Source organism: Paenibacillus sp. SZ31 (assembly GCF_012912005.1).
Classification (GTDB): Bacteria; Bacillota; Bacilli; order Paenibacillales; family Paenibacillaceae; genus Paenibacillus.
This window is the reverse complement of the sequence record NZ_JABBEA010000009.1, coordinates 166952-192983: the sequence shown is the minus strand read 5'-3', so window position 1 is coordinate 192983 and position 26032 is coordinate 166952. Positions and strand designations below refer to the sequence as shown.

The 26032-nt window shown below is 46.8% G+C and carries 15 protein-coding genes and 1 riboswitch; of the genes, 4 read left to right on the top strand and 11 right to left on the bottom strand.

Going from position 1 to position 26032, the window contains the following annotated elements; translation table 11 throughout:
• Positions 1–214 precede the first annotated feature (214 nt).
• The gene (locus tag HF638_RS18245; RefSeq protein WP_169481474.1) at positions 215–3061 is read right to left on the bottom strand and encodes a PAS domain-containing sensor histidine kinase; all 2847 of its coding nucleotides are present in this window, start codon (positions 3059–3061) and stop codon (positions 215–217) included.
• Between the two features lie 344 nt (positions 3062–3405).
• Here HF638_RS18245 and HF638_RS18240 point away from each other — a divergent pair, with 344 nt between their 5' ends.
• A complete protein-coding gene (locus HF638_RS18240) occupies positions 3406–4104 on the top strand; it encodes a response regulator transcription factor (RefSeq protein ID WP_169481473.1) in 699 nt (232 codons plus the stop codon).
• 46 nt (positions 4105–4150) lie between these two features.
• Here the strand turns inward: HF638_RS18240 and HF638_RS18235 are convergent, their stop codons facing one another.
• Complete coding sequence (locus HF638_RS18235) at positions 4151–4567, bottom strand: hypothetical protein (protein ID WP_169481472.1); 417 nt, start codon at positions 4565–4567, stop codon at positions 4151–4153.
• A 242-nt stretch (positions 4568–4809) separates the two neighbouring features.
• Here HF638_RS18235 and HF638_RS18230 point away from each other — a divergent pair, with 242 nt between their 5' ends.
• From HF638_RS18230 to HF638_RS18220, 3 genes are all read left to right on the top strand, one after another.
• Positions 4810–5952 (top strand): virulence factor, encoded by a 1143-nt coding sequence (locus tag HF638_RS18230; protein ID WP_169481471.1) that lies wholly within the window; start codon positions 4810–4812, stop codon positions 5950–5952.
• Positions 5953–6099: 147 nt separating this feature from the next.
• A riboswitch (Lysine riboswitch) is annotated at positions 6100–6314 on the top strand.
• A gap of 116 nt (positions 6315–6430) precedes the next feature.
• Entirely contained in the window at positions 6431–7912 is a 1482-nt protein-coding gene (locus HF638_RS18225; protein WP_169481470.1) for an amino acid permease, read from the top strand.
• Between the two features lie 405 nt (positions 7913–8317).
• Complete coding sequence (locus HF638_RS18220; protein WP_169481469.1) at positions 8318–8959, top strand: class D sortase; 642 nt, start codon at positions 8318–8320, stop codon at positions 8957–8959.
• A 128-nt stretch (positions 8960–9087) separates the two neighbouring features.
• Here HF638_RS18220 and HF638_RS18215 read toward each other — a convergent pair whose 3' ends face one another.
• The 9 genes from HF638_RS18215 to xylA all read right to left on the bottom strand — a co-directional run bounded on the left by HF638_RS18215 (position 9088) and on the right by xylA (position 25865).
• On the bottom strand, positions 9088–13614 hold the full coding sequence (locus HF638_RS18215) for a collagen binding domain-containing protein (RefSeq protein ID WP_169481468.1): 4527 nt from the start codon (positions 13612–13614) through the stop codon (positions 9088–9090).
• Positions 13615–13766: 152 nt separating this feature from the next.
• Positions 13767–14894: a transglutaminase domain-containing protein gene (locus HF638_RS18210; protein WP_169481467.1), complete on the bottom strand. Its 1128-nt coding sequence runs from the start codon at positions 14892–14894 to the stop codon at positions 13767–13769.
• A 201-nt stretch (positions 14895–15095) separates the two neighbouring features.
• A complete protein-coding gene (locus tag HF638_RS18205; RefSeq protein ID WP_169481466.1) occupies positions 15096–17489 on the bottom strand; it encodes an S-layer homology domain-containing protein in 2394 nt (797 codons plus the stop codon).
• Between the two features lie 229 nt (positions 17490–17718).
• Positions 17719–18645: an alpha/beta hydrolase gene (locus HF638_RS18200; RefSeq protein WP_340399478.1), complete on the bottom strand. Its 927-nt coding sequence runs from the start codon at positions 18643–18645 to the stop codon at positions 17719–17721.
• 168 nt (positions 18646–18813) lie between these two features.
• Positions 18814–19440, bottom strand: coding sequence for a bifunctional 4-hydroxy-2-oxoglutarate aldolase/2-dehydro-3-deoxy-phosphogluconate aldolase (locus tag HF638_RS18195; protein ID WP_169481465.1), 627 nt, complete (start codon positions 19438–19440; stop codon positions 18814–18816).
• A gap of 249 nt (positions 19441–19689) precedes the next feature.
• Entirely contained in the window at positions 19690–20760 is a 1071-nt protein-coding gene (locus tag HF638_RS29060) for a glycosyltransferase family 2 protein (protein WP_169481508.1), read from the bottom strand.
• A gap of 929 nt (positions 20761–21689) precedes the next feature.
• The gene (locus HF638_RS18180; RefSeq protein WP_248278194.1) at positions 21690–22421 is read right to left on the bottom strand and encodes a glycosyltransferase family 2 protein; all 732 of its coding nucleotides are present in this window, start codon (positions 22419–22421) and stop codon (positions 21690–21692) included.
• Positions 22422–22644: 223 nt separating this feature from the next.
• Positions 22645–24138, bottom strand: a complete 1494-nt coding sequence (xylB, locus tag HF638_RS18175; protein ID WP_169481464.1) for a xylulokinase — start codon at positions 24136–24138, stop codon at positions 22645–22647.
• A 410-nt stretch (positions 24139–24548) separates the two neighbouring features.
• A complete protein-coding gene (gene xylA, locus HF638_RS18170) occupies positions 24549–25865 on the bottom strand; it encodes a xylose isomerase (protein ID WP_062836441.1) in 1317 nt (438 codons plus the stop codon).
• Between the last annotated feature and the right edge of the window lie 167 nt (positions 25866–26032).

Sequence of the window (26032 nt, the reverse complement as noted above, 5' to 3'; positions counted from 1 at the left end):
CGACCAGACACACGATGATGAGTGTTTTCTCTTGTTTACGGAACATATAGCTGCCGTCCTCCTTTGGCATGGGATGCAAATTATGGCTCTATATACAGTGTGCAAAAGAATAGGTTTTTTTATCCGGGACATTGAAAAAACAAAAAAAAGCCTTTACCTCTCATCACGCTTGCGCGCCAAAAGGTAAAGGCTTCTTCATTCCTAATCATTATGTTTAGAGCAGCACATCCTGTTTCGGCAGTCGAACCTTGAACGTGCTTCCTTTGTCGGGTGCAGATATGAAGGACAGTGTACCGTTGTGATCCTCTACAATTTTGCGGGAAATGTACAACCCGATTCCTGTTCCACCAATCTGTCGATGATCCGAATTATCCACACGATAGAATTTGTTGAACAACATGTCCTTCTCTTTCTCGTCAATACCTATACCGTAATCACGCACGTCGATACATAACCATTCCTCTTCTTCCCATAACGTAACATCAATCCGATCGGCTCCCGGTGAGTATTTGACCGCATTACCCACCAGATTATGAAGAACTTGAACCATCCTGTTCTGGTCAGCATAAGCAAAAAAGTCCCCATTAAACGTATGCACATGGATTCGCTGAACGGACTTCATATTCCATTGATCAACTACGCCTTCTACCAGTTCAACTAGCGGTACATAGGTCATATGGTAGGCCATACCTTCATTGTCGAGGCGCTGAATATCAAGCACATCATCCAGCAAACTGCTCAGCCGCATGCCCTCTGAGGAGATGGTCTGCATGAATTCCTGCCTTTGAGCTGCCGGAAGGTCATACATCATCATGAGTTCCACATATCCCATAATGGTGGCTACAGGTGTTCGAAGTTCATGAGATACCACGCTAATCAGCTCATTTTTCATCCGATCCAGCCGCTCTTCTCCTGTCCGGTCACGGAAGACCAGCAAGAATCCATGATTTTTACCCGGGACATCCATCTGCTTCATGTACAAGGAAAATACACTTTTCTCCACATTGTTAAAAATAAATTCAGTCTCGATAAATGCCGTTTCTCCATCCAGGAACGCTTTCGTCTGTTCCAACAGATTGAAGTTATCGGTCAATACCATCGTATCAATCGCCTGAGCCAAATCTTCAATGGATCTACCCAGGAAATTACCCAGACCAAACATCTCTTCTATCCTTCGGTTGACGATGGTTATCGTGCCTGATCGATCTGACATGACGAGCCCTTCCCGAACGGATTCTATAAATTGCTCGCTGATATCCCGCTGTTCCTGGATGGCAATTTTTTCATGTAATAGCTCCGAATTCAGCTTTTCCAGTGCAAGGGCATGACGTACACGGTCTTCTTCTGCTCTTGTTCGCTCCGTAATATCCTTAATAAACAGGTTATATAACGTCTCATTCTTGCCGAGCTGAATTTCAACAATTTTGTACTCAATCGGAAAGACGGAACCATCCCGGCGAATACCTGAAATTTCATCTACGATCGTGTATCTCTTGCCTTCAACATATTCGAATCGCTCCAACAATGTCTTAATCTCCATGCAGCTTGCCCCTTGAAAAAGAGACGGTGCTTCCTTCATTAGGATCACTTCTTCCCGAAGCAATCCAAACATTCTTTCGGCCTCCGGATTAAACTCAACGATGATTCCATTGGAGTCCACAGCGATAATCGCATCAATCGATGATTCAATAATCGCACGTTTGACTTCTTCACTATTCTTGAGTTCCTTGGTCCGCTCTATGACCCTGTCCTCCAGCGTTAACTTATCGTGACGAATCTGTTCGAATTGTTCTAGCAGTACATCAGCCATTTTACGCAAATTACCAATAAGAATCTGCACTTCGGTTACATGGCTCGTTGGCCATTCCATCTTCCCATTTCGAAACAACAACCTCGGAAGAGAACCTGTCATCCTGGTTAGTCTTAAGAGTGGACTAACGACCTTACTGCTCAGAGGAGCCGCCACAATCATGGAAGCAACGATGATGATGAACAGGGATTGCAACGTTGACAGGTAGATCGATTCTATTCGGGGATAATACTTGGCTGAGCCGGTCTCAATGAATACCCTATAAGGTGTTACAACTGTCATCTCCGCTTCATAGATGAAAGATGCCTGTTTCCAGTGATTCAATACATCGCTGTAATGGATATTCTCGGAGCTTAACAGAATAAGGTTATCTTTCGACTTAAGGAGACTGTATTTATCCATGTCCAGATACTCGCCAGCCTGCAGTGTATTCAAACCAGAAGCGACGACTGTATCATTCCGATTCAGCAAAATCACATTCACACCCAAAAGATGATGATACCGCGCCATGTTCTGATCCATATTCTCCGAGGTAACATACTGTTCGTCCAGATCCTGGACAACAGCATTTGCTGCATGTTTCATATCACGTATAATGGCATCATTCATTTGACTCAATTGTCTGCGACTATCTGCGGATAACAATAGGAGAGAAACAAACACTACGAAGGCGACTACGTATTTAAATGCAATTCTTGTGAGTGGAATGGTTCCTGTGCGCTTTGATTTGTGCTCACCCGTAGTAATCCAGAAATCCACCACAATACCCGCGATCAGCGCATTCACCATGCCAATCACGGCAATATACATATACTCATACTTCAAATCTTCAATATTCAGTCCCAGTAGATAATGTCCGCAATAGATGACTGGAAGTAGCATCACTACCCAGAAGACAGCATTAGCCTTGATTAAGCTGCCATTCTTCCAACGCAACTGCCAACCGAGCATCCAGATCAGTTCAATGAAATGCGCAATCATTACCGTTAAGTTCCGCGGCTCGAAGCCAACAACGGTGGTATTCAGCAGATGGATGACTGTAAGGGTGACAAATCCATAGATAGCCCCATGTAAACGAAGAGCGATGAGTGCTGCTGCGCTGCCAACCATAAACTGTACACCATAGAATAAAGTAAGTGGAAAAATAGTACTTAGTGAGCCAAGAATGATCAGAATACTGGTTCCAATCCAGGGTATCCTCAGCTTCAGCACGACCCACTCCAGCAGTTGGCTTGCCTTTATACGATCCATAAGCAACTGCCCTCGAGGTTATTTTTTTGTTCTATATTTAACAACAACGTTGGTTCCCCCCATAAACTTCAGCGGATACAATCTACTTTTTTTCCCCTCAAATCGTTCTGATCTATTATACTGTAATTAGCACTTGATGTAGATTTGGGAAATTCTGATCGCTCGGCAAACAAACTGCATTCATGCTAAAATATTGAAGTTCATCTAAAAAGCATGCTTTCCATCTACATATACATCCTATATTCTGGAATAGAAACATTAAATTTTTTGCAGTATTTCTTAGCAAATCACAGCTTTTTTTTAGTATTTTCTTAACACATTATTTTCACCAGGAGTGTGACTCTATGACGATCAAAGTACTTCTTATAGAAGATGAGAAAAATCTGGCTGACATGATTGCTTTCTTTCTTGAGGAGGAAGGATACATCACGGAACGGGTTCATCATGCCCGCGAGGCACTTCAACTGTTCCCACAATTCCAGCCAGACATTGTTGTAACAGACCTGATGCTTCCTGAAACGGATGGGAATGCTCTTGTAGAAGCCTTTCGCCAGCACTCCACTGTGCCGATTCTAATGATCTCAGCAAGCACGATGCTGAATGATCGACTTCGTGCTTTACATAATGGTGCGGATGACTTTCTGTGTAAGCCATTCAGCCTCAAAGAGCTGGACGCCAGAATTAAAGCGCTGCTACGCAGATCCATCATTTCCTATCAGGATAAACCAGCTAAAGAAGACAAGCAGGCCGAGGTTACTGGACATGTGAATGTAAATGAGTACAGAAGAACCCTGTTTGTGGATGGCGTTGAGATCGAGGTCACTCATATTGAGTTTGAAATAATGAAGGAATTGTACCGGAATCCGGGTAAAGTGTTCACCCGCAATGAGCTGATGGATCGGATCAAAGGCTCCGAACGTGCCTATCTGGATCGTACCATTGATGTTCATATCTCAAGCCTGCGTAAAAAAATTGAGCCTGATCCCAAGAACCCCCGTTATATCAAAACGGTGTGGGGAACAGGCTACAAATATGTGATCTAATTCGATCGTAACATTAAAGTTAAAAACCTTTGGCCATATCCCTCTCTTATCTCATGGATAAGATGGGAGGTATGGCTATTTGTGATTCATATACAGAGGGATGCAACCACTGCTCCATGTCTTTGATCAGCTGATCTGGTTCTTGCTCGTTCCAAAGAATCATCTTCATCTCACCTGTACCTGTAATCAGTTGCAGGTGTCGCTTCCGAATCAGCGATTTAAAATCCGTAATGACCAACAACGGAATCTGCGGCATAAAAGCCCGAATAGCATTTGCCGCTGACACTGCTTCTTCCGCAATCTGATAATCAACAATACAATAACGGGAGTTTTCCCAACTTCCCCGGTGTGTTTCTATTATTGAACCGGATGGTGCATCAGCCATCCATTCCCTAAACAATTGAATAATATTTTCATATGCAATACGACGTTTTCCATCCGAAAGCACGGTAATGGGTTCCATAGGTATAACCTCCAGTTGTTTCTTCTTATTATTGTGCCAATTTTCGTTTAAAAATGTTTGTGCGTGAACATGAAAGAAGTGTTAACAAATTTCGTACTTCTTCACATAAAGTGTTATTCTCGTGCACTTTGTGTCTCGATGATTTCGCAGATTCCACACATTGATGTAAAATAGAGAAATACCCGTGTGATTTAACTTACGGGAAGTTAAGGATGAATCTGGTATTATAGGAGGTTACACTGATGAATATTGTTTCCATTGAACCAACACCGAGTCCAAATACGATGATGCTGCATCTCGATGAACGTCTGGAGGACGGAATTCGCAAAACATATACACTGGACAACGAACGATCCGCTCCGGCGTTCATTCGCCAGATGCTTCATATTCCCGGCGTAAAGAGTGTATTCCACACAACAGACTTTGTAGCACTTGACCGTAAAGGCAATGCAGACTGGTCCGTCATTTTGGGGGAAGTCCAAAATCGCCTTGGACAGCAAGGCATTGATCTGGACTGGATTGAATCCGAAGATGGTTCAGGCGAGCACTTCGGAGAAGCACAGGTATTCGTGCAATTCTTCCGAGGCGTACCGATGCAGATCCGGGTCAAGGCCGGGGTCAAGGAAGAACGAATCTCGTTGTCGGACCGCTTTGTCAAAGCCGTGACGGAAGTCGCCAGTGCGACGATGATCAAAGAACGCAAACTGAGCGATTACGGTGTTCGATATGGTGAATTGCCTGATATTGCTCGTGAAGTCGAGCAGGAATTAGAAGCTGCTTATCCGCCAGAACGACTGGAGCAGGTCATCCAACAGGCCATTGAACATGGTACCAAATCAGAAGAGTTCGTCGAGCGCCGTCGTGAATTGGATGGAGCCGAACTTGAAGAGGCTCTGCGAAACGAGGACTGGAATGTTCGCTATGCGGCTTTTGACGGCATGGAGCCTACCACCGAAAGACTGCCCCTCGTAGCACATGCTCTGCATGACAACAAAATGCAGATCCGCCGCTTGGCCGTGGTATACCTGGGTGACATTCGTACACCGGAAGCGATGGAATTGCTGTATGAAGCACTCCAAGACAGTTCTCCTGCGGTACGCCGTACTGCGGGGGATACCTTGTCGGATATCGGTGATCCTGCCGCCACTCCAGCCATGACAGCAACGTTATCCGATAAAAGTAAACTTGTACGCTGGCGTGCAGCTCGTTTTCTATATGAGGTCGGAACAGAAGAAGCAGAACAAGCCTTGCGAGTTGCAGCCGATGATCCCGAATTTGAAGTCAGCCTACAGGCCAAGATGGCTCTGGAGCGGATCGAATCGGGCGAACAAGCTGCTGGAACGGTATGGCAGCAGATGGCTGACCGTAACAAAAAAGAGGAGTAGTCGTCCCTCAGACCTCACATCCAACTATTGTTATTGCACTGGAAAACCATGCGCGTTATACTGATTGTCTGTTTACTAAACAGGACACATCGTGTTAAGTTGTGTTGATTATAATTTCATAGACAATAGATACACCTCATCCATTGATGGTGAGGTAGAGGTCGCGGGTGCGATCAGTACGCTGATGGAGGCGCTAAGGAGCCGCTTATGAGATCAGCCGAAAGGTGTACCCGCCGAAGCTCACTGGACGTTCCTTATACGGTCCGCTGGGCTGGGGCTGCTGTCGAAAGGCGCAGAACTGTCACGGAAGTACTTTTCCTCTTATGGAGGTATGAATTCTTCTGTGTTGAGCTATCTTAATCATCTGGGACATGGTGCGGACATTGAATATAGAGACCGCAGGCTGATGCCTGTGGTCTTTTTTGTTTATGAAGTCAAGTATTGCAAACATCAGTATATCGAATGAAGGAGTGTTTCCATGCAAGACCGTAGTAACCCAACAACAACTGGACCTTCCCTGAAAAAAGGATTACGCGCACGCCATATGACGATGATCGCCCTCGGTGGCTCCATTGGTACGGGGCTGTTCCTCGCAAGTGGTACCGCCATCTCAACCGCAGGCCCTGGTGGAGCTTTAATTGCCTATGCGGCTGTGGGTATCATGGTCTATTTCCTAATGACCAGCCTTGGTGAGCTTGCTACCTTTATGCCGGACTCCGGTTCATTTAATACGTATGCCGCACGTTTTGTCGATCCCGCCCTCGGATTCGCCATGGGCTGGAACTTCTGGTACAACTGGGCGGTAACCATTGCAGCAGAACTTGCTGCCGCTACAGTACTCATTAAATACTGGTTCCCCGACAGTTCATCCATGTTATGGAGCTTGTTATTCCTCGTGCTGATCTTTGCCTTGAACATCCTGTCGGTCAAAGGCTACGGGGAGTCCGAATACTGGTTCGCCATTATCAAAGTAGCTACCGTTATCATCTTCCTGGCCGTTGGCGTGCTCATGATCTTCGGTATTATAGGCGGAGAAGCGGTTGGTTTCAGTAACTTCACCATCGGTGATGCGCCTATTCATGGCGGATTCTTCGCCGTGCTTGGTGTATTCATGGCTGCTGGATTCTCATTCCAAGGTACAGAGCTTATCGGTGTAGCCGCGGGTGAAAGTGAAAACCCGCGCGAGAATGTTCCCCGTGCGATTCGTCAGGTATTCTGGCGCATTCTGATTTTTTACATTTTGGCGATTACCGTGATCAGTCTGATCATCCCGTATACTCATCCGAACCTGCTCAAAGGTGATTTGGAAAATATCGGGGTTAGCCCGTTCACGTTAGTGTTTGAGAAAGCTGGACTCGCCATTGCGGCTTCCGTCATGAATGCCGTCATCCTAACTTCCGTACTCTCTGCTGGTAACTCAGGTATGTATGCCTCTAGCCGGGTTCTCTACGCCCTTGCCCGAGATGGTAAAGCCCCTCGCTTCCTCGGCAAGTTGAACAAAAAGGGTATTCCCATGAATGCCCTGTTGCTCACGACAGCCGTTGGTATGTTGGCATTCTTGGCTTCCCTGTTCGGCGATGGCATTGTATATACCTGGTTGCTGAATGCATCCGGGATGTGCGGATTTATCACTTGGCTTGGAATCGCCATAAGTCATTATCGCTTCCGCCGTGCATACGTTGCACAAGGCAGAGACCTGAGTGATCTGCCTTACCGGGCACGTTGGTTCCCGTTTGGGCCGATCTTCGCTTTTGTCCTGTGTATCGTCGTGATCATCGGACAGAACTACCAGGCATTCACGGGTGACCAGATCGACTGGAGTGGAGCCATCGTCGCTTACTTGAGCGTACCGCTGTTCCTGGTATTGTGGCTCGGTTACAAATGGATCAAGAAGACCAAAGTGGTGCCTCTACAGGAATGTGATTTTACACCTACCGATTCACCAGCTGATAAGTACTAACAAAGCAGTTTTACACTTGCCACTTCGATGACAGAATAAACTTCCGATCACTGTTATCCCCAGATTTTTTGATTCACTTTTACAAAGGTGAAAATCTGGGGATAAAGGCGAAGCGTATGCTTACGAAGTAGCTTTCTTGCAGAAAGCTTTTAGCTTCGCTTCTTCACGCTATTTCTGTCCTCTACGTTCTCATGTAAATGGTTAGTTTAACTTATACAGCTGATTCGATCCGACTCCATATAATAAAACATTCCCGTGGTGATACGGGGATATTTTATTTTGGGACGGCTCTCCCCTATGAACATTCCTCTATGCCCTTTCGTCCCTGTCCATATTTTGTATAGGTCGGTAAGTACAATAGAGAAAGGTACATTATTTTTCTTGGACAACGGGAGTTGATGCATAATGAAAAAATTCTCTATCCTGCTCATCCTGCTGGGCGTTCTGATCATCAGCTTGCCTTTCCTGCGGGAAACGTATTATGACTGGCAGCAAACCCAGGTCATGAACGATCTGGAGCAGTTGCAAAACGGCTTGTCTAAGCTGAATCACTCCTTCGAACAAGGTATACAGGATGCAGCTTCTACCGAGCCGACTGCTGACAATACAGGTACAGTGCAGGAAGCCTCTTCGGATACGTTGGGGGTACTATCGATTGACAAGATTGATGTGCACTTACCGATTCTGGAGGGTGCAACGGAAGACCATATGAAGGTAGCTGCAACCCATCTTGTGGAAACTACCAGCATTGGAAACAAAGGTAATGCAGCCATAGCCGCTCATCGCGCCCACAAAAAAGGACGACTGTTCAATCGCCTGGGGGAACTCCAGATTGGTGATTCAATGGAGGTCACTCTGGCAGATCGAACGATTATCCGGTACAAGGTAGATCAGATCTCCGTTGTGGAGCCGAATGACTTGTCTGTATTGGAAGACCCGGGGCTCGGACAAGTCCTCACCTTGATCACCTGTGATCCACTCATCAATCCAACACATCGGCTAATTGTAAGAGCCATTGAAGTGAATCCGGATGTTGCCGGATTTTGATCCTCCCTAAGGTTTTAGCCAATAAAACACCCTCTAGTATATTCACACGGTGACTCTGAGTCACCGTTGTGAAAGCTAGAGGGTATTTTTATCTGAATATGATCTGTTTCTGCATTACGTGCTGCGATCTAGCGTTGAAACGATTGTCTACGTCTGAAGTAGGCGTATCCCGCACTACCTAATGCCATCAGCATCATGCCTGTAACAGTGAAAGCCAATGTGCTCTTTTCACCTGTCTGCGGCAGCATTCCCTCTGATCCAGAGTTTCCGGCCTGCTGTGATGTAGAATTCCCAGTCCCCTGTGACCCATCTGCGTCCGTTCCAGCAGGAGGTGCCAATGCACTATCTCCATCCTGTGTCTCTGTATCCCCAGCTGGAGGTGCAGTGTTATCACCGTTCGAAACGTCAGGTGAAGGAGGAGCTACTCCGTTATCTTCATCTGTTGGAATTTCGGTTCCGTCGTCAGGTTCTACAGGTTCAGTAGGTTCAGTAGGTTCAGTAACAACCGTGCCTGGAACCGACGGTCCTGGCGTTCCTGGTTCCGGTGTTACTGGTTTTTCCGGGTCTGGTGTTACACCCGTAGTAGGTGTTCCCGGATTATAAGGTCCACTCGATCCACCTGATACTGGGATAACCTGATTTGTTTTTTCTACAACTACAGCTTCGGTTTGTATGTTCGTAATTTCAAATGGTACTGGTGTTGTGTCCAAGATATATCCATTAGGCGCTTTTATTTCAACCAACTGATATTTATTGATATCCAAGTCTTCAAGTACAATTTCACCTTGTTGATTGGTTGTCAGTGTAGCTTCATCTAGACCTGTTACCTTGTGGAACTCCCAATTCCCATTTGCGTCCATCAATGCAGTTTGGGCACGTAATTCAAATACAGCTCCTTGAAGATGCTGTGTTCGACCCGCGTTGTATTTAATCAATTTTACAGAACGATCATTTTCTTTATTTGCAATGGTCAATTGGGTTTCCGGTTTGGTAATAGATACAACCGTCTCGGGCTGTTCAATCACAAAACCTTCTGCCTTGGTTTCTACCAATGTATATGAACCATAGGCCAAGTTATCAAATTCAATAACCCCGTTCAGGTCCGTTACTTTAGTATCAACGACCCTATTGGAATTATCATGCAGTTCGAATTCAATTCCGCTTAATACGGACTGATCCTTGGCATTTACTTTGGTAACGACAAGTTTCCCCCCCGTCCCCATCATATTAGACTTCGTCAATGTAATAATCTGAGTCTGGTTCTCTACAATGGTGAAGGCGATCGGGGTAGCATCCAACTGATAAAACTCGGGTGCTTCGACTTCTACCAGCTCATAATCCCCTGGCAAAAGTCCACCTTTGGCGATCTTCCCATCTTCCCCTGTCGTTAACTCATCGATTTTCTCTCGCGTTGCGCCATCCTTGGAGTACAATTCGAAAGTTGCACCCTTAAGTGTCTTGGAGGAGTCCACCGTATCTACCTTGGTTAATTCAAAGCCTTGACGAATCTTTTTATTTTCAATTTCAAAGGCGATATCCGCATCCTTGAATTCAATTGTTTTGCCTGAAGCAGCGCCATACTCAGGATCAACCAAGTATCCTGCCGGTGCAGACAGTTCTTTTAACTTGTAAGGCAAGCCATTCGTCAGATTGTTCAATCGATAGTTTCTGGAGCTTTCTACCACTCCGTTCTCATCCGTTGGTTTTAATGTTTCCAGGAGCGTAGTTCCAGACGCATTATAGATTGCGAATATTGCCCCTTCCAGTGGAAGCCCTGTATCACTGACTTTGTGAATTCTTATTTTGCCCAAACCTGTGGACGCTCCTCCACCCGCTCCAGCCAATGAAACTTTGATGCCCGCCTGATTACCTTCGCCTACCACTGAGGAAGACTGGCCTGCGAACTCAACCTTATTCTCAATTCGAGCGCCATTATCGGCGTTAATATAGGACTGATATTCCAAAATGAATGCAGTATGGATATCTTTCTTGAAGGTGAAGGTAAATGTATTGCCCTCTACGACCAATTCATAATCAGCCGGATCAACAAGTCCAGCTTTGGTGGATATATTGCCTGAATTGTTGGCAGGTAAATTGGTTGCATATAATTTCAATGAATCAGCCAATAAAATTTGGTTCTCCGACAGGGTATCTGTTAGTTGAGTACCCGCTGGAATATAGGATTGGCTTGGATTGATATTTACCGTCCATGATGCTTTATCTGTTGAACCGATCTGTTGACCTGCTTTTTGTACATACACACCACCGTGAGCTGGCGTGACGCTTGCTGATCTATTAAAGCGTACTTCGCCGCCCTCACCGTCCGTTAGAACAGCCTGATTGGCATATGCGCCTTCAACGGAATAAGGTCCATCCAGGCTTGTTTGGTACTGAATACGATAAGCTGCTTTGCCGATGTTACCCAGATCCAATGCAAAACCTTTACCGTCCGGGTTCAGCTGGAATTGTCCAGCTGTCAGCGCAACCTCGCTACCTATTGCAGTAACATTATTTTCTCCCTGCAACACCAGCTCATGAACCTTCAATGAACCGTCTACAAAAGATTGGTTACCCGTGTAGGCATCCTTAAGGATTGCATCCTGAATATCGAACAAGTTGTAGTTTACATCAATTGTCCAAGTGATCGTTTTGTCTTTGGCGCTGTATTCGCCCTTCTTGTTACCATTTTGAATGGTGTACTCTTGGGGTTTGACCACAGCAAATTTGCTAATCGAAGTCTGTGCTACATCAGACTCTTCCCAATCGATCGTAGCCGAGTTGCGATATTCATTATTCGTTGGCATACCTGCTGTCGGATCAAAGCTTGTCTTATAAGTAATAACATGCTCCGTACTAAGCGTGACACCGTCCCTCAAGCGAAGTGAGAATCCTTTTTCATACGTTAGGTCAGCCTGGTCTGGAATCAGTTCGAAGTCATCTTTGTTCACACCACTCACTTGAAGACTGCCCGGAATGAGTTTCATATGTTTGCCTTCGTAATTGTCCGTAATGACGATATCCGTCATGTCCTGCAAATCATGGTTCAACACAATCTGCCATTCGATTTCTTTTGTGTTGAAGTTTTCACTTTTTACGCTCTTTGCAAAAATAACTTCCTGAATGTCTCTTTTGCCTTCTTTCGAAGTACCATCATACATATTCACTGTGTTCGTAATCGTGTCGTTCGTATAAACACGATGAATGGATTGTGTATCATATTCAATCTCATAGGCCTTTGTAATGCTGTTCTTAAAATGTAACCTGAAGCCGGCGTCGAAGCCTGTATTCATCGCTTCAAGTGTATATTCATTCGGATTGATCAGCGTTCGATTCGAAGCCGCTCCGCTTGCATTAATGTCCACTTGATACACTTTGACAGAGTCGTTAATCAGCTTCTGTTTTGCCGTATCAAAGCGGTCTTCAATCCATGCATTCGCTTGTACGATTTCTTGCTGATTGTAGTTGTATTGCACTTTCCATGTGATCGTCTGTGTCACCGGATCATACGCACTATCTTGCCCTGACTTGTTCAAGGGCTCATTAAAGCTCACGCTAACCCGACCAATGTCGGTTTCATTGTACTCACTCTGATCCGCTGTAAGCGCAACCTGATTTTGGTACACCACGTTGGTGAACGGTGCGACGGTTGGCGCTTTAACACTCGTCGTGTAGGTCACACGATAGGCCTTATCTGTGTCTCCCAGTTGAACAGGAAACGCAGATTCCGTCTGAACCACTGGACCTTCTTTTACAGATCCGTTCAATTGCACTTCCAATTCGCGAATTTCGATATTACCCTTGAGTTCCAGGTCTGCTGGCAATGTATCTGCAAGAGCAGCATTTTTCATAGCCTTCTCGCCTTGGTTAAAATCTACTGTCCATTTAATTTCATCGGAGTTGAAGTTGTTTTTGTTTGCGCTCCCCGATTTCTTTAATTTATCTGTGGCTGTATTGGCAAAGTGTACATCAATGATACCTTGCCCAACGGAATTAAAGTCTATCTTTTGTTTCAAGCCATCTTCCATCTTGCTCTCATCGAACTTGATCCACACATAGAAGTTGCCTTCCAGCTTCGCATGCTCGATGAGTTCATTAAAGGTAAAGACGATTGTGCCATCTGTATTCACCACATACTCCCCAACACCACCATCCAGATTGCCCTTGAGCTGCGATCCAATGATGAATTTATCGGGCAAATTAAAGGTATACGTAGAACCATCGCTATAGTTATGAGTCTCATCCGCAAGTCCCCATGTAAAGATTACAGCCACCTCGTCCTGAATACGTGGACGAATATCCTCGATCTTATCACCTTTTATTTCGATCGTACCATTCCCGTCGTATCCCGGTACTTGATTGTACATTTGTACACTGGTAATCAAATGCTCTGTGACCACCGGGCCTGCAGCTGCCATGGCGAAACTGCTTAGGTTAAGGTTTCCCTCCTCCTCTTCTTCCGGAGTGGCAGCAACGTCAACGTTGTTCACCTCTCCCGAACCTGTGGTGCCTTCTTCTGAAGCTGTATCGCTCATTGCACTGGCTGGCAAATTAGTCAATTCATCCTGAGCATGCATTGTTGGTGTCAATATCCAACCCTGCATCATTTGCGTGACCAGCAACAGAGCAATGATCACTATGCTCACTTTTTTCCTCATTTTTTACATATCCTCCTCTTGCGTAATGTTGGCATACGCCGAAGATTAGAATAGCAAAGCGACATATACAAAAAATAGACAACATATAAACCTTCGCCATTGAACGCAAAAAAGGACGCTCCTCAAGCGGAGCGTCCTGTTCAAAACAATGGTTATAGTGTCCAGTTAATTTTCACACGCAGATCCGTGGTACCTTCCATCTTGGACACATAATAGGATATCGATTTCATGCCAAGCTGGTACAAATCCTGCAAATCTTCAATCAGCCCAGTCTCAGTGCCCTTGTATCTGAATGTGAGCGAGGTTCCGCCTTCCTTCAGTGTACTTTGAACCTTGGTCTTCAGCGCAGCATGGCCTTTCACCGCATCCTGTTCATCATACAAGGAATAATCCAGAGCATGGTACAGCTTCTGATAGGCAGCCTTTTTGCTATCTCCGGCCTTCACCAGCTTCAATAAAGCTTCACGATACGGGGCTGGCGCAGCAGGGTACTTGCTTTTGCCTGTCCAGATATGGTCACGTGCCATCTCATCATCACTCAGCAAATAATAGCTGTGGCTTACCTTCCCTTTGCGGTCAGGAGTAGGATCATCCCAAGTCGTATCCATGTGATACCACTTGCCGTCCAGGTTCACGATATTCCAGGCATGAAGCTGTCCACCTGCTGTGCCTTCCACAATCCGGTTATCGATTCCCACTCGCTCCAGCATCCGATAAGCCAGTAGTGAATATCCCTGACAGACCGTACTACCTGTAACAAGCCCATCGTAGGCCGTATATTTCTTCAGAGAAGTATCATAGGAAAGGTTAAGCACAATCCAATCATGGATGACCTTGACCTTCTCATGATCTGTCATGCCGGGTTTGATGATTTCTTTCAACACGTTCGTGACTTTACGATTCACATAATCGGTCTGTTCCTTGGTCTCCCGGTAGGAGAGCGTCACATGTACTTCGGCCGACACATTGGAACCTTTATAATTAAATGCATAACTTTTAACGGTATATTGAATATAGGGGTCACTCTTCATTGCCTCATCGATGGAGGTTTGCAATTGTTTTTTGAGGCCTTTCACATTGCCTTTGTATGTAAAAACAAGTTCCTCCGTTCGCTGTGACATTGCCGTAAGCAAGGTCTGGCGCAGATCCGTAGCCGTAGATATATCTGATGTACCCGATGCAGCATACAGCTGATCCAGATCAACCGTACGTGGTAACGCTACAGCAATCAGACAGCCTGCCAGCAATATGGTGAACATTCGTTTCCCGTTCTTACCCATGAAAGGAACCCACCCCTCTTTGCAAAGTTCTCACGCCCTATTGTATCACAAAAGGCTCTGTCGTCATTCTTCTAGTTTTGTCAAAGCAAATCAAAAGAGACCTTCTATGGAAGGTCCCTTTGATCTTCAGTTCAATGAATCACGATTACCCGTTATCTTCATCCTATGATTCACACGGGCACGATATGCGTCATTCCTCGTCTAATACAGCCGATTACCACTCATAAACGTATCTGTCTTGCCTTGAAGCTTGGCAAGCCGTTCCAATACCTGTGATGCTTCAGCTACCGTCACTTTGCGTGCAGGCATGAATCGTCCTTCAATCGAAGGAAGCAAGCCCAGCTTCAAACTCAGGGAAACCGCTCCCTTGCTCGTAATGGCACTGGCATCCGCAATATTGGGAAGATCCGATGGCAACGTGTAGAATCCGGCCAGTTTCTCATAGCGTAAAATACGTACAAGCAGCACTGCCAATTCTTCACGTGTCATCTCTTCTTGTGGATTCAGATTCTGTTCAGGGTCCGCTCCGGCAAGCCAGCGCTGATCAATTAATGCCCGAACTGCCTTATAATACGGGCTGTCAGGCGTCACATCAGCGTACAGCTTGTCATCTCCGTCCCCACTATAGTAGAGATCCATATTCGGGTTAATCGCTCTTGCCAAATAGTTAAACCAGTCACCTCGGGTGATCACACGATCCGGGAATACACGTCCCTGCTCATCCGCAAGCAACACGCCATGCTGCATCATATTACGAAGAGCTGCTTCGGCCACATGGCCGGAAATATCCGTGGGATCGGCCTTGGCTACAGAGCTTGTGTCCCCGTATAACAACGTCCATTCTCCTGTGTTAGCATCCAGCACTTCATAGTTGCCGTAGATCGAATGATCATCTCGTGTAGGCATATAAGCCAGGTTAACTCCCACCGGTATGATTTCACCGCTGTTCGTACCCCATCCACCGTAACGCGAATACGCCAGAACCAGCTTGAACTCTTCCAGATAGATTGCCTTTGCCTCATCGTAACTGATAGCTGGCTCTTTCTCTGCTGGCAGTTGTTCAGGCGTAGCGGCAATACGCGTATAGAATTCGTTAACTGTTCCGTTGTTCAACACCTGTACTTGTGCCGTATCATCCTTAACCGGAATTCCGTTCAGATACCGTTGGAACATAAAGGTGCGGGCATCGTCTATCTCAATAACGTTAGCCAACCGGAACTGCTCCGTTGCATCTGGAACTAGCGCAATAACCGTGTTCATCGCCAGTTTCTCAGCCTGCTTCCGGGTTACCAGTTTGCCTGCCTTCTCTTCAGTTGACTTCTCCTGCTCCATCTCCGGTCCCATTCGTTGCATCATTGTATAGCTGTAGATCTGTCCTGTAACTGCATCTACCTGTGCTGAGATATCCCGCATGAACATATAGGACATATTGGCACTTCGATCGCTCCAGCTCAGACTCCATACCTGATTGTTCGGACTTGTGTACAATCCCTTACTCAACTGGCTATGCTCCAGCTTGTAACCTTTCGGAATATCAAAGTTCGTTGCCACCCGATTGGCGGCCTGCTGTACATTTAACCTCGTACCCTTAGCCGGGACAAAAGGATTCGCATCACCTTTCAACTTCGTATTCTGCTGTAAAGAATCTTCATCTACAGCTTTACCTGTTAAAGTATTAATCCGTTCCAACGTATTGGCTTCAATCGGAACGATACTGATATTTTTCGGTGTGTAGCCAAGGTAATACTGCTGGCCCTGTTTGGAAGACAGTCGGTCTTTGGAGATATAAGCTAGCTCCACATCGAACTGTTCTTCAAACTGCTGTCTGGCTTTCTCTTCTGAAGCTGCCGGTTTCGATGAAGGATACTTAGCTGCGGTAGTACCTCGTGAGTAACCTGTCACCAAACCACTTTCATCCACATTTATGTAGACTGTCTCTGCGTCAGATAACAATCCGTCATGTTTTAACTGGTAAGCATATCGGTACTCTGTTCTGCCGAACAATGACTGTTGTTCAATGGAAGAATACAGATCTCCAAGCGGAGCATACTCCGTGTCCTTCAGACCTGGAATCGCTTGGTACAACAGTGCCACGGCCTTCTCTTCGGCTTCAGCTTTGGTTAGCTTCACATCCGATTCCGAGATATGCTTATCCATGACATCCGACGGCAAATGTACACTTAACACTTCCCCTGTGCCTGCATGTACAGTTGCATTGAATCCTGACGTATGATTGCCTTGTGTGATCTGGAACCCAATCTCCCATGCCTTGTAGTCTGGTGGTGGATAAGAATTAGGTGAATCGAATCGTGCAGATGAGATTTTTGCTTTCTTTAACAAAGGAAATAGCTTCAGTATATTTTCACTGGCTTGCCTGGATGAGATTTTTGCTCCCTCAGGCACGTCATTGCTCGTTGCATCTAGTTGTTCATTATCCCCCGTTGTCGCTTCGGTCACCTGTTCAGCTCTCGCGGCTGATGCGCTGCCTGCAAAACCTGGTGTTTGCGAAGCAAGTAGAAGTGTTGCCATCGCTGCCGTTGTTGCTTTGGTTGCGAACATTTTGAAACGTACATTAAACTTCCAATTCAAACTCAAATCTGGACCTCTCCCTTCAATTTCATACAAAGAAGCATAGCAAATAACCTCGCATGAATATTGCCAGTCTATTCTATGATACCATAAGCTTCCTTTTTAATGGTCGTTTTCCCGGCAATTTTACAAATGTGAATTTCTGCATATTGTTCATAACAGCAAAAAAAACGCCAACCACGTTGGCGTTTTCTCTGTTAGCCCGCACTCTTATGTAGGCCTGATTCTATCTGGTTTAACTGCTCACAATCGTGGAATCGTTCGACTTAGAACGACCTTGGACATGGGTTTGCAAGAATGGAATAACCGTATCCCAAAAGACAGGGTCTTCCTCGGAACAACTGTGTCCTCCGCTATTGACCCATAGATGTTCCACAGGCGGATCGGCTTTGGACATAAAATATTCTAGCTCACTCGGGGGAATGAAATTATCTCCCTTGGAGTGCACCATAAGCATCGGCAGTTGCATCCCCCTGCGCCGTTCATTAAGCATCATCACCGGATCACGCTGACGATAGGATTTGAGAGATTCACCCAATCGCCAGAACCAGATTCTCGGAATTAACTGAGCCAGTGGAAAGAGGGGCAGACGCCGACGTCTCAGCTCCGAACTGACGATTACCTCAAATTGCGATGGCATCGAGTCCGTAATCACTGCTGATACAGGAATGCCTTCTGTCACCGCAAGAATCGTACCCAGTCCACCCAAAGAATGTCCAAGCACACCAATGGCATCCGCATCAATCTCTGGTCGTGCAGTCGTATACTGCAGTGCTGCCAGCAGATCATCCCGGAACAAATAGGCAGATGCAGCACGAACCTGATCACTGGCCCCGTGACTGCGAACATCATACATAAACAGGGCGTATCCTGCTTCCCAGATCGGACGTGCGTAACGAAGAACACGGGAGCGATTGGAGCCCCAGCCATGGGCAATAATAACGAGCGGCCATGGTTTCGGAATGTCAGCTCTGGCCGGGATGAACCAGCCATGCACTCGACCGCCCCCACTGTCAAAGGTCACATCCTCAAATGGCATTGGAGGCGTCAGGGTGATTGGAATCTTCTTGGGTGTCTGGCTCTTCACAGCCGCCTTCCATAATCCACCTGCCGTTACTGCGGCCACGGCAAGCATGCCGCCAATCATTGTTTTAGCTTTCACAGGGCATCTCTCCTCTCCGAATTCTGGCATACATCCATCATAAGACAATAGAATGAACGGCACGTTAAACGACATCGGTATTTATGATAACGATTGATCTAAAATAGTTCTAAAAGCCACCTTCATATATATACCCAAATCTACGTAACTCTCGTCCGTCGCCTGTGCCTATACCTTCGCTGCTTCCACAAATTTCTGTGCGCAGGCTGCAATCTGCTCATGATCTCCTGCAGCAAGAGCCTCTCGTGGCACAAGTGCACTTCCCAGACCGACTGCCGCAGCGCCTGCTGCATAATAATCAGCAATATTCTCCAGTGTGGCACCACCTGTTGCCAGCAGTGGAATATGATTCAGTGGGGCTTTGATCTCCCGCAGATACGGAAGGCCCAGACTCGCCATTGGAAACAGCTTCACCACTTGTGCTCCCGCTTCATGGGCAGCGACAATCTCCGTGGGTGTCATGGCTCCAGGCCAGATCTCGACACCATGTTCTACAGCATATTCAATGACAGACAGATCGACATTGGGGGACACCAAAAATTGTGCGCCTGCAGCGACCGCTTCCTTGGCCATCTGTACATTCAGTACCGTACCCGCTCCAACATAAGCCTTCCCTTCATGCCGCTCACGCCAATCTGCAATAATATCATGTGCTCCAGGCGTATTCAGTGTGACCTCCATCAGTCGGATTCCACCACTCGTCATGCCTTGTCCAGCTGTTACTGCCGCTTCACGGCTAATGCCACGCACAATCGCGACCAGCCTCGACTCCAATAATACTTCCGTCAGATTCATATCCAGTTCCCCTTGCTTCATCAATTCGGCAGCCGAAGACAGGCAATCATGTTCACCGCTTTTCCGTTACTATTATTGTAAAGCATATCCTCCCCTGGATGAAATACATTAATCCATTTCCGAAGTGAATGCGTCTGTCACCAACTCTATGATGTACTTTTATCACAACGTAAAAAAACCTCTTCATGGAACATGGGCTGATTCACCCACTCAATTCCACAAAAGAGGTATCCATTTTGATCGGAAATGCTAAGCATTTTCCAATACGTTATCCTTCTCCAAATCTTTAAAGTAACGATCGTTATATAACATGCTTGGATGTGTTGGATGATAGGCAAGTGCGATATCATTATGTTCCCGGGCCTTGGCACGGTTACCCATCCGGTCATAACACACACATAGTTGCAGATGTGGCATCCAGGTCCACGCTGCTTCATTCAGCACCACCATAGGATCATCCGGACGTACAGCCCGAGTCGCCTGTTCGTACCAGAACAGAGCTTTGCGATAATCTTCACGATCGACAAAATAACCACCCAATCGACAGCAGATCTCGGCTCTTGGCAAATCATAGGCAAACGATCGGAACAGCGCCGTTACTTCCTGTTCCGGACGTTCACGTGCGGCTTCACAATCGGCAATTTTCTGGCAAGCAGCGATCTGATCTTCTACCCAACCCAGCCCGGTATCCAGAAACTTCTCATAGTACTTCACTGCATCCTCATGTTGTCCATGGTCCTTTAATTCATTGCCGAAATAATACAAGTCGCGCGGTGGGAAGTCCTCTCCGGCCTGCTCCCTTTTGCGATAGATCCGTAGATTCCGATCGGTATATTCTTTGTCTTTCTTGTGGGTAACCGCCACATCACTATGCAGCAGATTGCCCGCTACAGCCAGATATTCATGCACGGCGCCAATCCAGCGAAATTGCCGATCTCGACGCACCAGACGATTCCGGCGCAGGCTGTAGGCGACCTTGCCGTCTGCTGTGAATGACAGATTGTAATCCATCGTGACACTATCAATATCCGGGTCCAGCGAACGTTTCAAGGCGATCAGTTTCGCCCGATCTTCCGGTTCGAACACATCGTCGGCATCCAGCCATAGAATATATTCACTCTTTGCTTGATCGAAGGCAAAGTTGCGTGCTGCTGCAAAGTCGTCCACCCATTCAAAATCAACGATACGATCCGTATATCTGGAAGCGATCTGACGGGTACGATCCGTTGATCCAGTATCAACGATTACAATCTCATCGGCAATACCGTTGACCGAGTCCAGACATCTGGCGAGGGAAGCTTCTTCATTTTTCACAATCATACACAGCGTAATACTGATCGTCTCTTCGCCTCGTCTGGCCCTGCGGTTAAAGGCAGATACGCCCGGTAGCTCAGACAGACGATAGATGTGATAGGCCGGAAGATGTGTATCCACGAACAAACGAAAACCCAGTGCCTGAGCACGGATGCAGAAATGACGATCTTCGCCCCAGAAGGATACATTCGGAATCTGGTCATAGGAAACCCCTGCTGCCAAAACATTTTTGCGAATGAGCGTGCATGCCCCCAGCCCTCCAACTTCGTAGCAACCCGGGAAACGTAGCTGATTCAGAAAAGCAGTCGTTTGCGCCCCCTCGTCTTCCGCCTCGTTCCCGGCTGATGATTTGCCGCCGCGGCGATACAAGGCATACTCATCCTGCAGCCATACCTGCGGCATTTCCCTAGCCCCCGGCTGCCATCGTGTCCAAAAGATATTGGATACAATGTCTTTGCCACTCGATACGAGTTGCTCCAGCGTCCGCGGATGCAGCACCAAGTCAGAATCAATCAGGAATACCGCATCGTAGTGATTGTCGCGTGCATATTGCAATATACGATTTTTCAAACCGGCTACACGCCAAATCTGCTCATCCTGCCAATAGTGGCCTCCCTCATCCTTGTTGTATACCCCTTTGTTGTGAGGACTGTCGCCATCAAGTTCATCTGCATGAATAACCGTCCCTTCATGCTGAAGCACAAATTCACGCAATATATTCGATGCGGCTTCTTCCTCGTTATCGTCTACAAACAGATAGTCCGTCTTCACCGTTGTTCGTTCCAGTGCATATAGAGAATCCAGAAATTCACGGAGCACCGCAGCGGTCTGGCGAACAGGGCTGGCGATGAGGATTTTTTCCTGACCAGGCTCTTCAAGTTTTTCCGATTGACGGGTTTCCTGCGATTTGCGTACCTGTTCTTTCTTCAACGTGCTTACTCCCCCTCTCCATTCTCGGACCATAACAACAGTCGTGGCTCTTGATCCAATATCGATTCGTACTGTTCTTTCCAGCCGTATCTTGCTTCAGGGTCCAGTGCTTGATAGCGATCATATTTGCGAATACGGTCTTCTTCCCGCGCCCAACCATAGTGCTTCACCCGGGGAGCATGACAGCCATAGGACCAATGCTGAATCGTTAAAGGAAAACGACCACAATGCTGGGGTGTTTCCTTCCATTCATAGCTCATACCCGGGTGATACCGAATCAAAAATGGCCGATAATAGGCATGCGCCTGCCAGAACTCATCTTCCCGGTAATGTGTCTCACTCCACATATCAAACAATCTGAAATAGATGGCATCTTCATGTCCACTGAGCAACAGATCGCGTACAGCCCCAAAGTCACGGGTTAGAATCTCATCTGCATCCAGATTTAAAATCCATTCCGGTTCAGTCGCCACTGTCTCTTCCCATTGTTGTTTTCTCAGGCTTACCTCATCTGCAAAACGTGAAGCAGCATTCTGCACTAATACGAGTGGAATACCATCCAGAAGTTCCCGGCACAGCGCGACCGTTCCGTCCGTGCTTCCGTCATCAATGATTACCGCACGATCAATCCAGGGACGATGTGTCTCCAAAGCCTGCCTGAGATATCGATTCTCCTCATTACGAACGATCATCGACAAGGTGATATGTGGTCTTCCATGCTCCTCATGTTCATCCAAAGCTTCACCCCCATGCTCAAGCTTCTACCTAGTAAATTATCGAACATACGATGCCTGGACGAATCACAATCCTCTATTTCCAATCTATGCAGAGCTGGAATGCGGATATGCAGGCCAAGAAAACCTTTCATGGGATTAATCCGAATGAACGACAAAAAAAGCACCCGCTTGCGCGGATGCTTTCTTAATGTAATAACAAGATTAATGTAGTGCGATAAATGAATTAACGGTACGCTGCCAGACGATCATTCAGACTACGTGTCTGTCCGTAGACTTCCTGATAGAGTGCGAACAGGCCATCATACACCGCAACCGTTTCCGGGTTCGGCTCATAGGATTTCGCTGGACGAATAAACGCCGTTGCACATTCCTGCAAGGACGGGAACCAGCCACAGCCATAAGCGGCCAGCATCGCTGCACCCATCGCAGGACCCTGTTCGCTCTCCAGCTTCACAATTGTTGCGTTGAAGACGTCCGCCTGCATCTGCAACCATGCTTCATTTTTGGCACCCCCACCAATGGAGATGACTTCATTCACGGTTTTACCTGCACCGCGCAGAATATCAATCGACTCACGCAGTGAGAACGTAATGCCCTCCATTACCGCGCGTCCAAAGTGCTCCAGCTTGTGCCCCGCATCCATACCGATAAAGCTACCGCGAATATTCGCATCCGGGTGAGGTGTACGCTCCCCAACGATATAAGGTGTGAACAACAATCCGTTGCTGCCCGCCGGCACCTGATCAATGCCCTGCAAGAGCACATCAAATGATTTGTCCGCTGCAAATGTATCCTTGAACCAGGACAGGCTGTATCCTGCCGCAAGCGTTACCCCCATAATATAGAAGGCATCTTTCTCTCCGTGGTTAAAAAAGTGCACTTTGCCTTCAAAATCGAGATCTTTGCGCTCTTCGTAGGAAAGCACAACCCCGGACGTTCCGATGCTGCACATCGTCTGTCCTTCACTCAGAATGCCTGCGCCAATGGCACCGCACGCATTATCCGCACCGCCTGCATATACTTTCGTCGCAGCCGCCAGACCCGTTTGATCCGCAATCTCAGGCAGCAATGTGCCCACTTCCTCAAACGATTCCACTAGACGTGGACAAAGGGAGATCGGCAGCTCGAATGCTTCTGCAATCTCGTTGCTCCACTGCTTGCCTGCAACGTCCAGCAGCAAGGTACCCGCTGCATCGGAGTAATCCATGGCGTAATCCCCTGTCAGACGGTAACGCACATAGTCTTTTGGCAACAGGAACAAAGATGCTTGCTGTAACAATTCAGGCTCGTTCTCCTGAACCCACAGAATTTTCGGCAAGGTAAAACCTTCAAGTGCACGGTTCCGGGCAATACTTAACAGCTTGCCATCCAGCACTTTATCGATGCGGCGGCACTGAGCCGTAGTACGTGTATCGTTCCACAGGATTGCATTCCGCAGCGGTTTGCCTTCAGCATCCACCAATACCAGTCCGTGCATCTGGCCTGAGAAGCTCAAGCCTTCGATTTCCGAAGGCTGCACGCCAGAGACTTCCAGCAATTTGCGCAGGGAAACAATCGTCTGCTCTACCCAATCTTCGGGATTTTGCTCACTGTATCCAGCCTTGGGCTGGTACAACGGGTATGCCTCGGATGCTTCAAATGCCACTTTTCCTTCACGATTAACCAGTACGGTTTTGACCGCACTGGTTCCTAGATCGACGCCAATGACGTAACTCATATATATCCCTCGTTTCTTAACATGGTTGTATAAATGAAGCTTGTTTAGCATGAGGTCACTTCGTGATCAGAAAACCCTTGGATCGCCGTTACCCCCGGATTTCTTTTATACCCTTTAGCAAGGGTGAAATCCGGGGATAAATGCGACCGCTTCGCTTCCTCGGGTCCTTTCTGCTCACTTCGTTTAGCATGCAAATTATTCATTTATATCAAAAATTTAAAAACCGCGTTATTTGTTTAATCAAAAACCGTCCCCGTCTTCCCAAGGGAAAGTCGGGGACGGTCCGAATGTCATGCTTGTTCAGGCGTTCCGTGGTACAAGCTTGTGCAAGGCAGACTTGGTTACTAATGTCCAACCACGTATGAGTAACCATCAGTGGTCGGCGTGCACCAACCCTGCCTAATCCGTTATTAGTCAGCCAGGATGTACTGGTTGAGTTGTGCTCTCAGCAATTCCTGACGTCCGGATTGATTTTTGCGTGGGTTTTCGTTATTCAACGCGTACTCAGCAAGGGAAGCCAGTGTTGCTTTACCTGCAACTACATCTGCGCCAATGCCTTCGCTGAAGCTGCTGTAACGTTTTTCGATAAAGTCATCGAATACGCGATCTTCGATCAGTTTTGCTGCCACTTTCAGACCTTTTGCATACGTATCCATACCTGCGATGTGTGCCAAGAACAGATCGTCTGCTTCGAAGGAACCACGACGTACTTTCGCGTCAAAGTTCACACCACCACGGCCGATACCGCCGTTTTTCAATACTTCATACATCGTCAATGTAGCATCGTACATATCAACCGGGAACTCATCCGTATCCCAACCGATCAGCATATCACCTTGGTTCGCATCGAGGGAACCGAGCATGCCGTTTGTACGAGCAACACGGATTTCGTGATCAAATGTATGACCAGCCAATGTAGCATGGTTCGCTTCCAGGTTGAGTTTGAAGTGTTTGTCCAAACCGTATTTTTGCAAGAAAGCAATCGAAGTTGCTGCATCATAATCATATTGGTGTTTCGTTGGCTCTTTTGGTTTAGGCTCGATCAGGAATTGTGCGTCAAAACCAATTTCCTTCGCGTAGTCTACAGCCATATGGAACATGCGAGCAATGTTGTCTTGCTCCAGTTGCATGTCTGTGTTCAACAATGTGTCGTAACCTTCACGACCGCCCCAGAATACATAGTTTTCAGCGCCCAGACGTTTACCGACTTCCAGACCTTTCTTGATTTGTGCTGCAGCGTGAGCGTACACGTCTGCGTTACAAGTGGAAGCTGCACCGAACATGAAGCGTGGGTTCGAGAACATGTTTGCTGTGTTCCAGAGCAGTTTTTTGCCACTGGATTTCATGTGATCTTCAATCAGACCAACGATGGTATCGATGTTGCTGTAGAATTCACGCAGGTTGTTGCCTTCTGGTGCGATGTCCACATCGTGGAAACAGAAGTATGGAAGATTCATTTTTTCCAAAAATTCAAATGCCGCTTCCACGCGAACTTTCGCGAGGTCCAGACCTGAGTATTTATCCCATGAACGAACAGCTGTCTCCGCACCAAACGGGTCACTGCCGCCTGCAGTTAATGTATGCCAGTAAGCCATACCGAAACGGAAATGTTCTTCCATCGATTTGCCGGCTACCACTTCTTCCGGATTATAATGTTTAAAAGCAAATGGATTCTTGGAATCTTTACCTTCGAATGTAATTTTATTAACGGATTCAAAATAGGCCATGTGTAAAATGCCTCCTCAATAGTTTTAAAGAAATCGTTTACACCGTTATCCTATCACATCGATAATACTTTGTCTATTGGTTAAACAAAGTAAAAATAAAAATGTTTTTTGCCTGTTTGTTTACGCTATAATAGTCGAATAACTTGTTTCGGATGTGGGTCAGAACC

Bases quoted from the DNA above. Each gene is read 5' to 3' on its own strand.
- HF638_RS18245 (WP_169481474.1), bottom strand. From the start codon at position 3,061: ATGGATCGTATAAAGGCAAGCCAACTGCTGGAGTGGGTCGTGCTGAAG.
- HF638_RS18240 (WP_169481473.1), top strand. From the start codon at position 3,406: ATGACGATCAAAGTACTTCTTATAGAAGATGAGAAAAATCTGGCTGAC.
- HF638_RS18235 (WP_169481472.1), bottom strand. From the start codon at position 4,567: ATGGAACCCATTACCGTGCTTTCGGATGGAAAACGTCGTATTGCATAT.
- HF638_RS18230 (WP_169481471.1), top strand. From the start codon at position 4,810: ATGAATATTGTTTCCATTGAACCAACACCGAGTCCAAATACGATGATG.
- HF638_RS18225 (WP_169481470.1), top strand. From the start codon at position 6,431: ATGCAAGACCGTAGTAACCCAACAACAACTGGACCTTCCCTGAAAAAA.
- HF638_RS18220 (WP_169481469.1), top strand. From the start codon at position 8,318: ATGAAAAAATTCTCTATCCTGCTCATCCTGCTGGGCGTTCTGATCATC.
- HF638_RS18215 (WP_169481468.1), bottom strand. From the start codon at position 13,614: ATGAGGAAAAAAGTGAGCATAGTGATCATTGCTCTGTTGCTGGTCACG.
- HF638_RS18210 (WP_169481467.1), bottom strand. From the start codon at position 14,894: ATGGGTAAGAACGGGAAACGAATGTTCACCATATTGCTGGCAGGCTGT.
- HF638_RS18195 (WP_169481465.1), bottom strand. From the start codon at position 19,440: ATGAATCTGACGGAAGTATTATTGGAGTCGAGGCTGGTCGCGATTGTG.
- HF638_RS29060 (WP_169481508.1), bottom strand. From the start codon at position 20,760: ATGATTGTGAAAAATGAAGAAGCTTCCCTCGCCAGATGTCTGGACTCG.
- xylB (WP_169481464.1), bottom strand. From the start codon at position 24,138: ATGAGTTACGTCATTGGCGTCGATCTAGGAACCAGTGCGGTCAAAACC.
- xylA (WP_062836441.1), bottom strand. From the start codon at position 25,865: ATGGCCTATTTTGAATCCGTTAATAAAATTACATTCGAAGGTAAAGAT.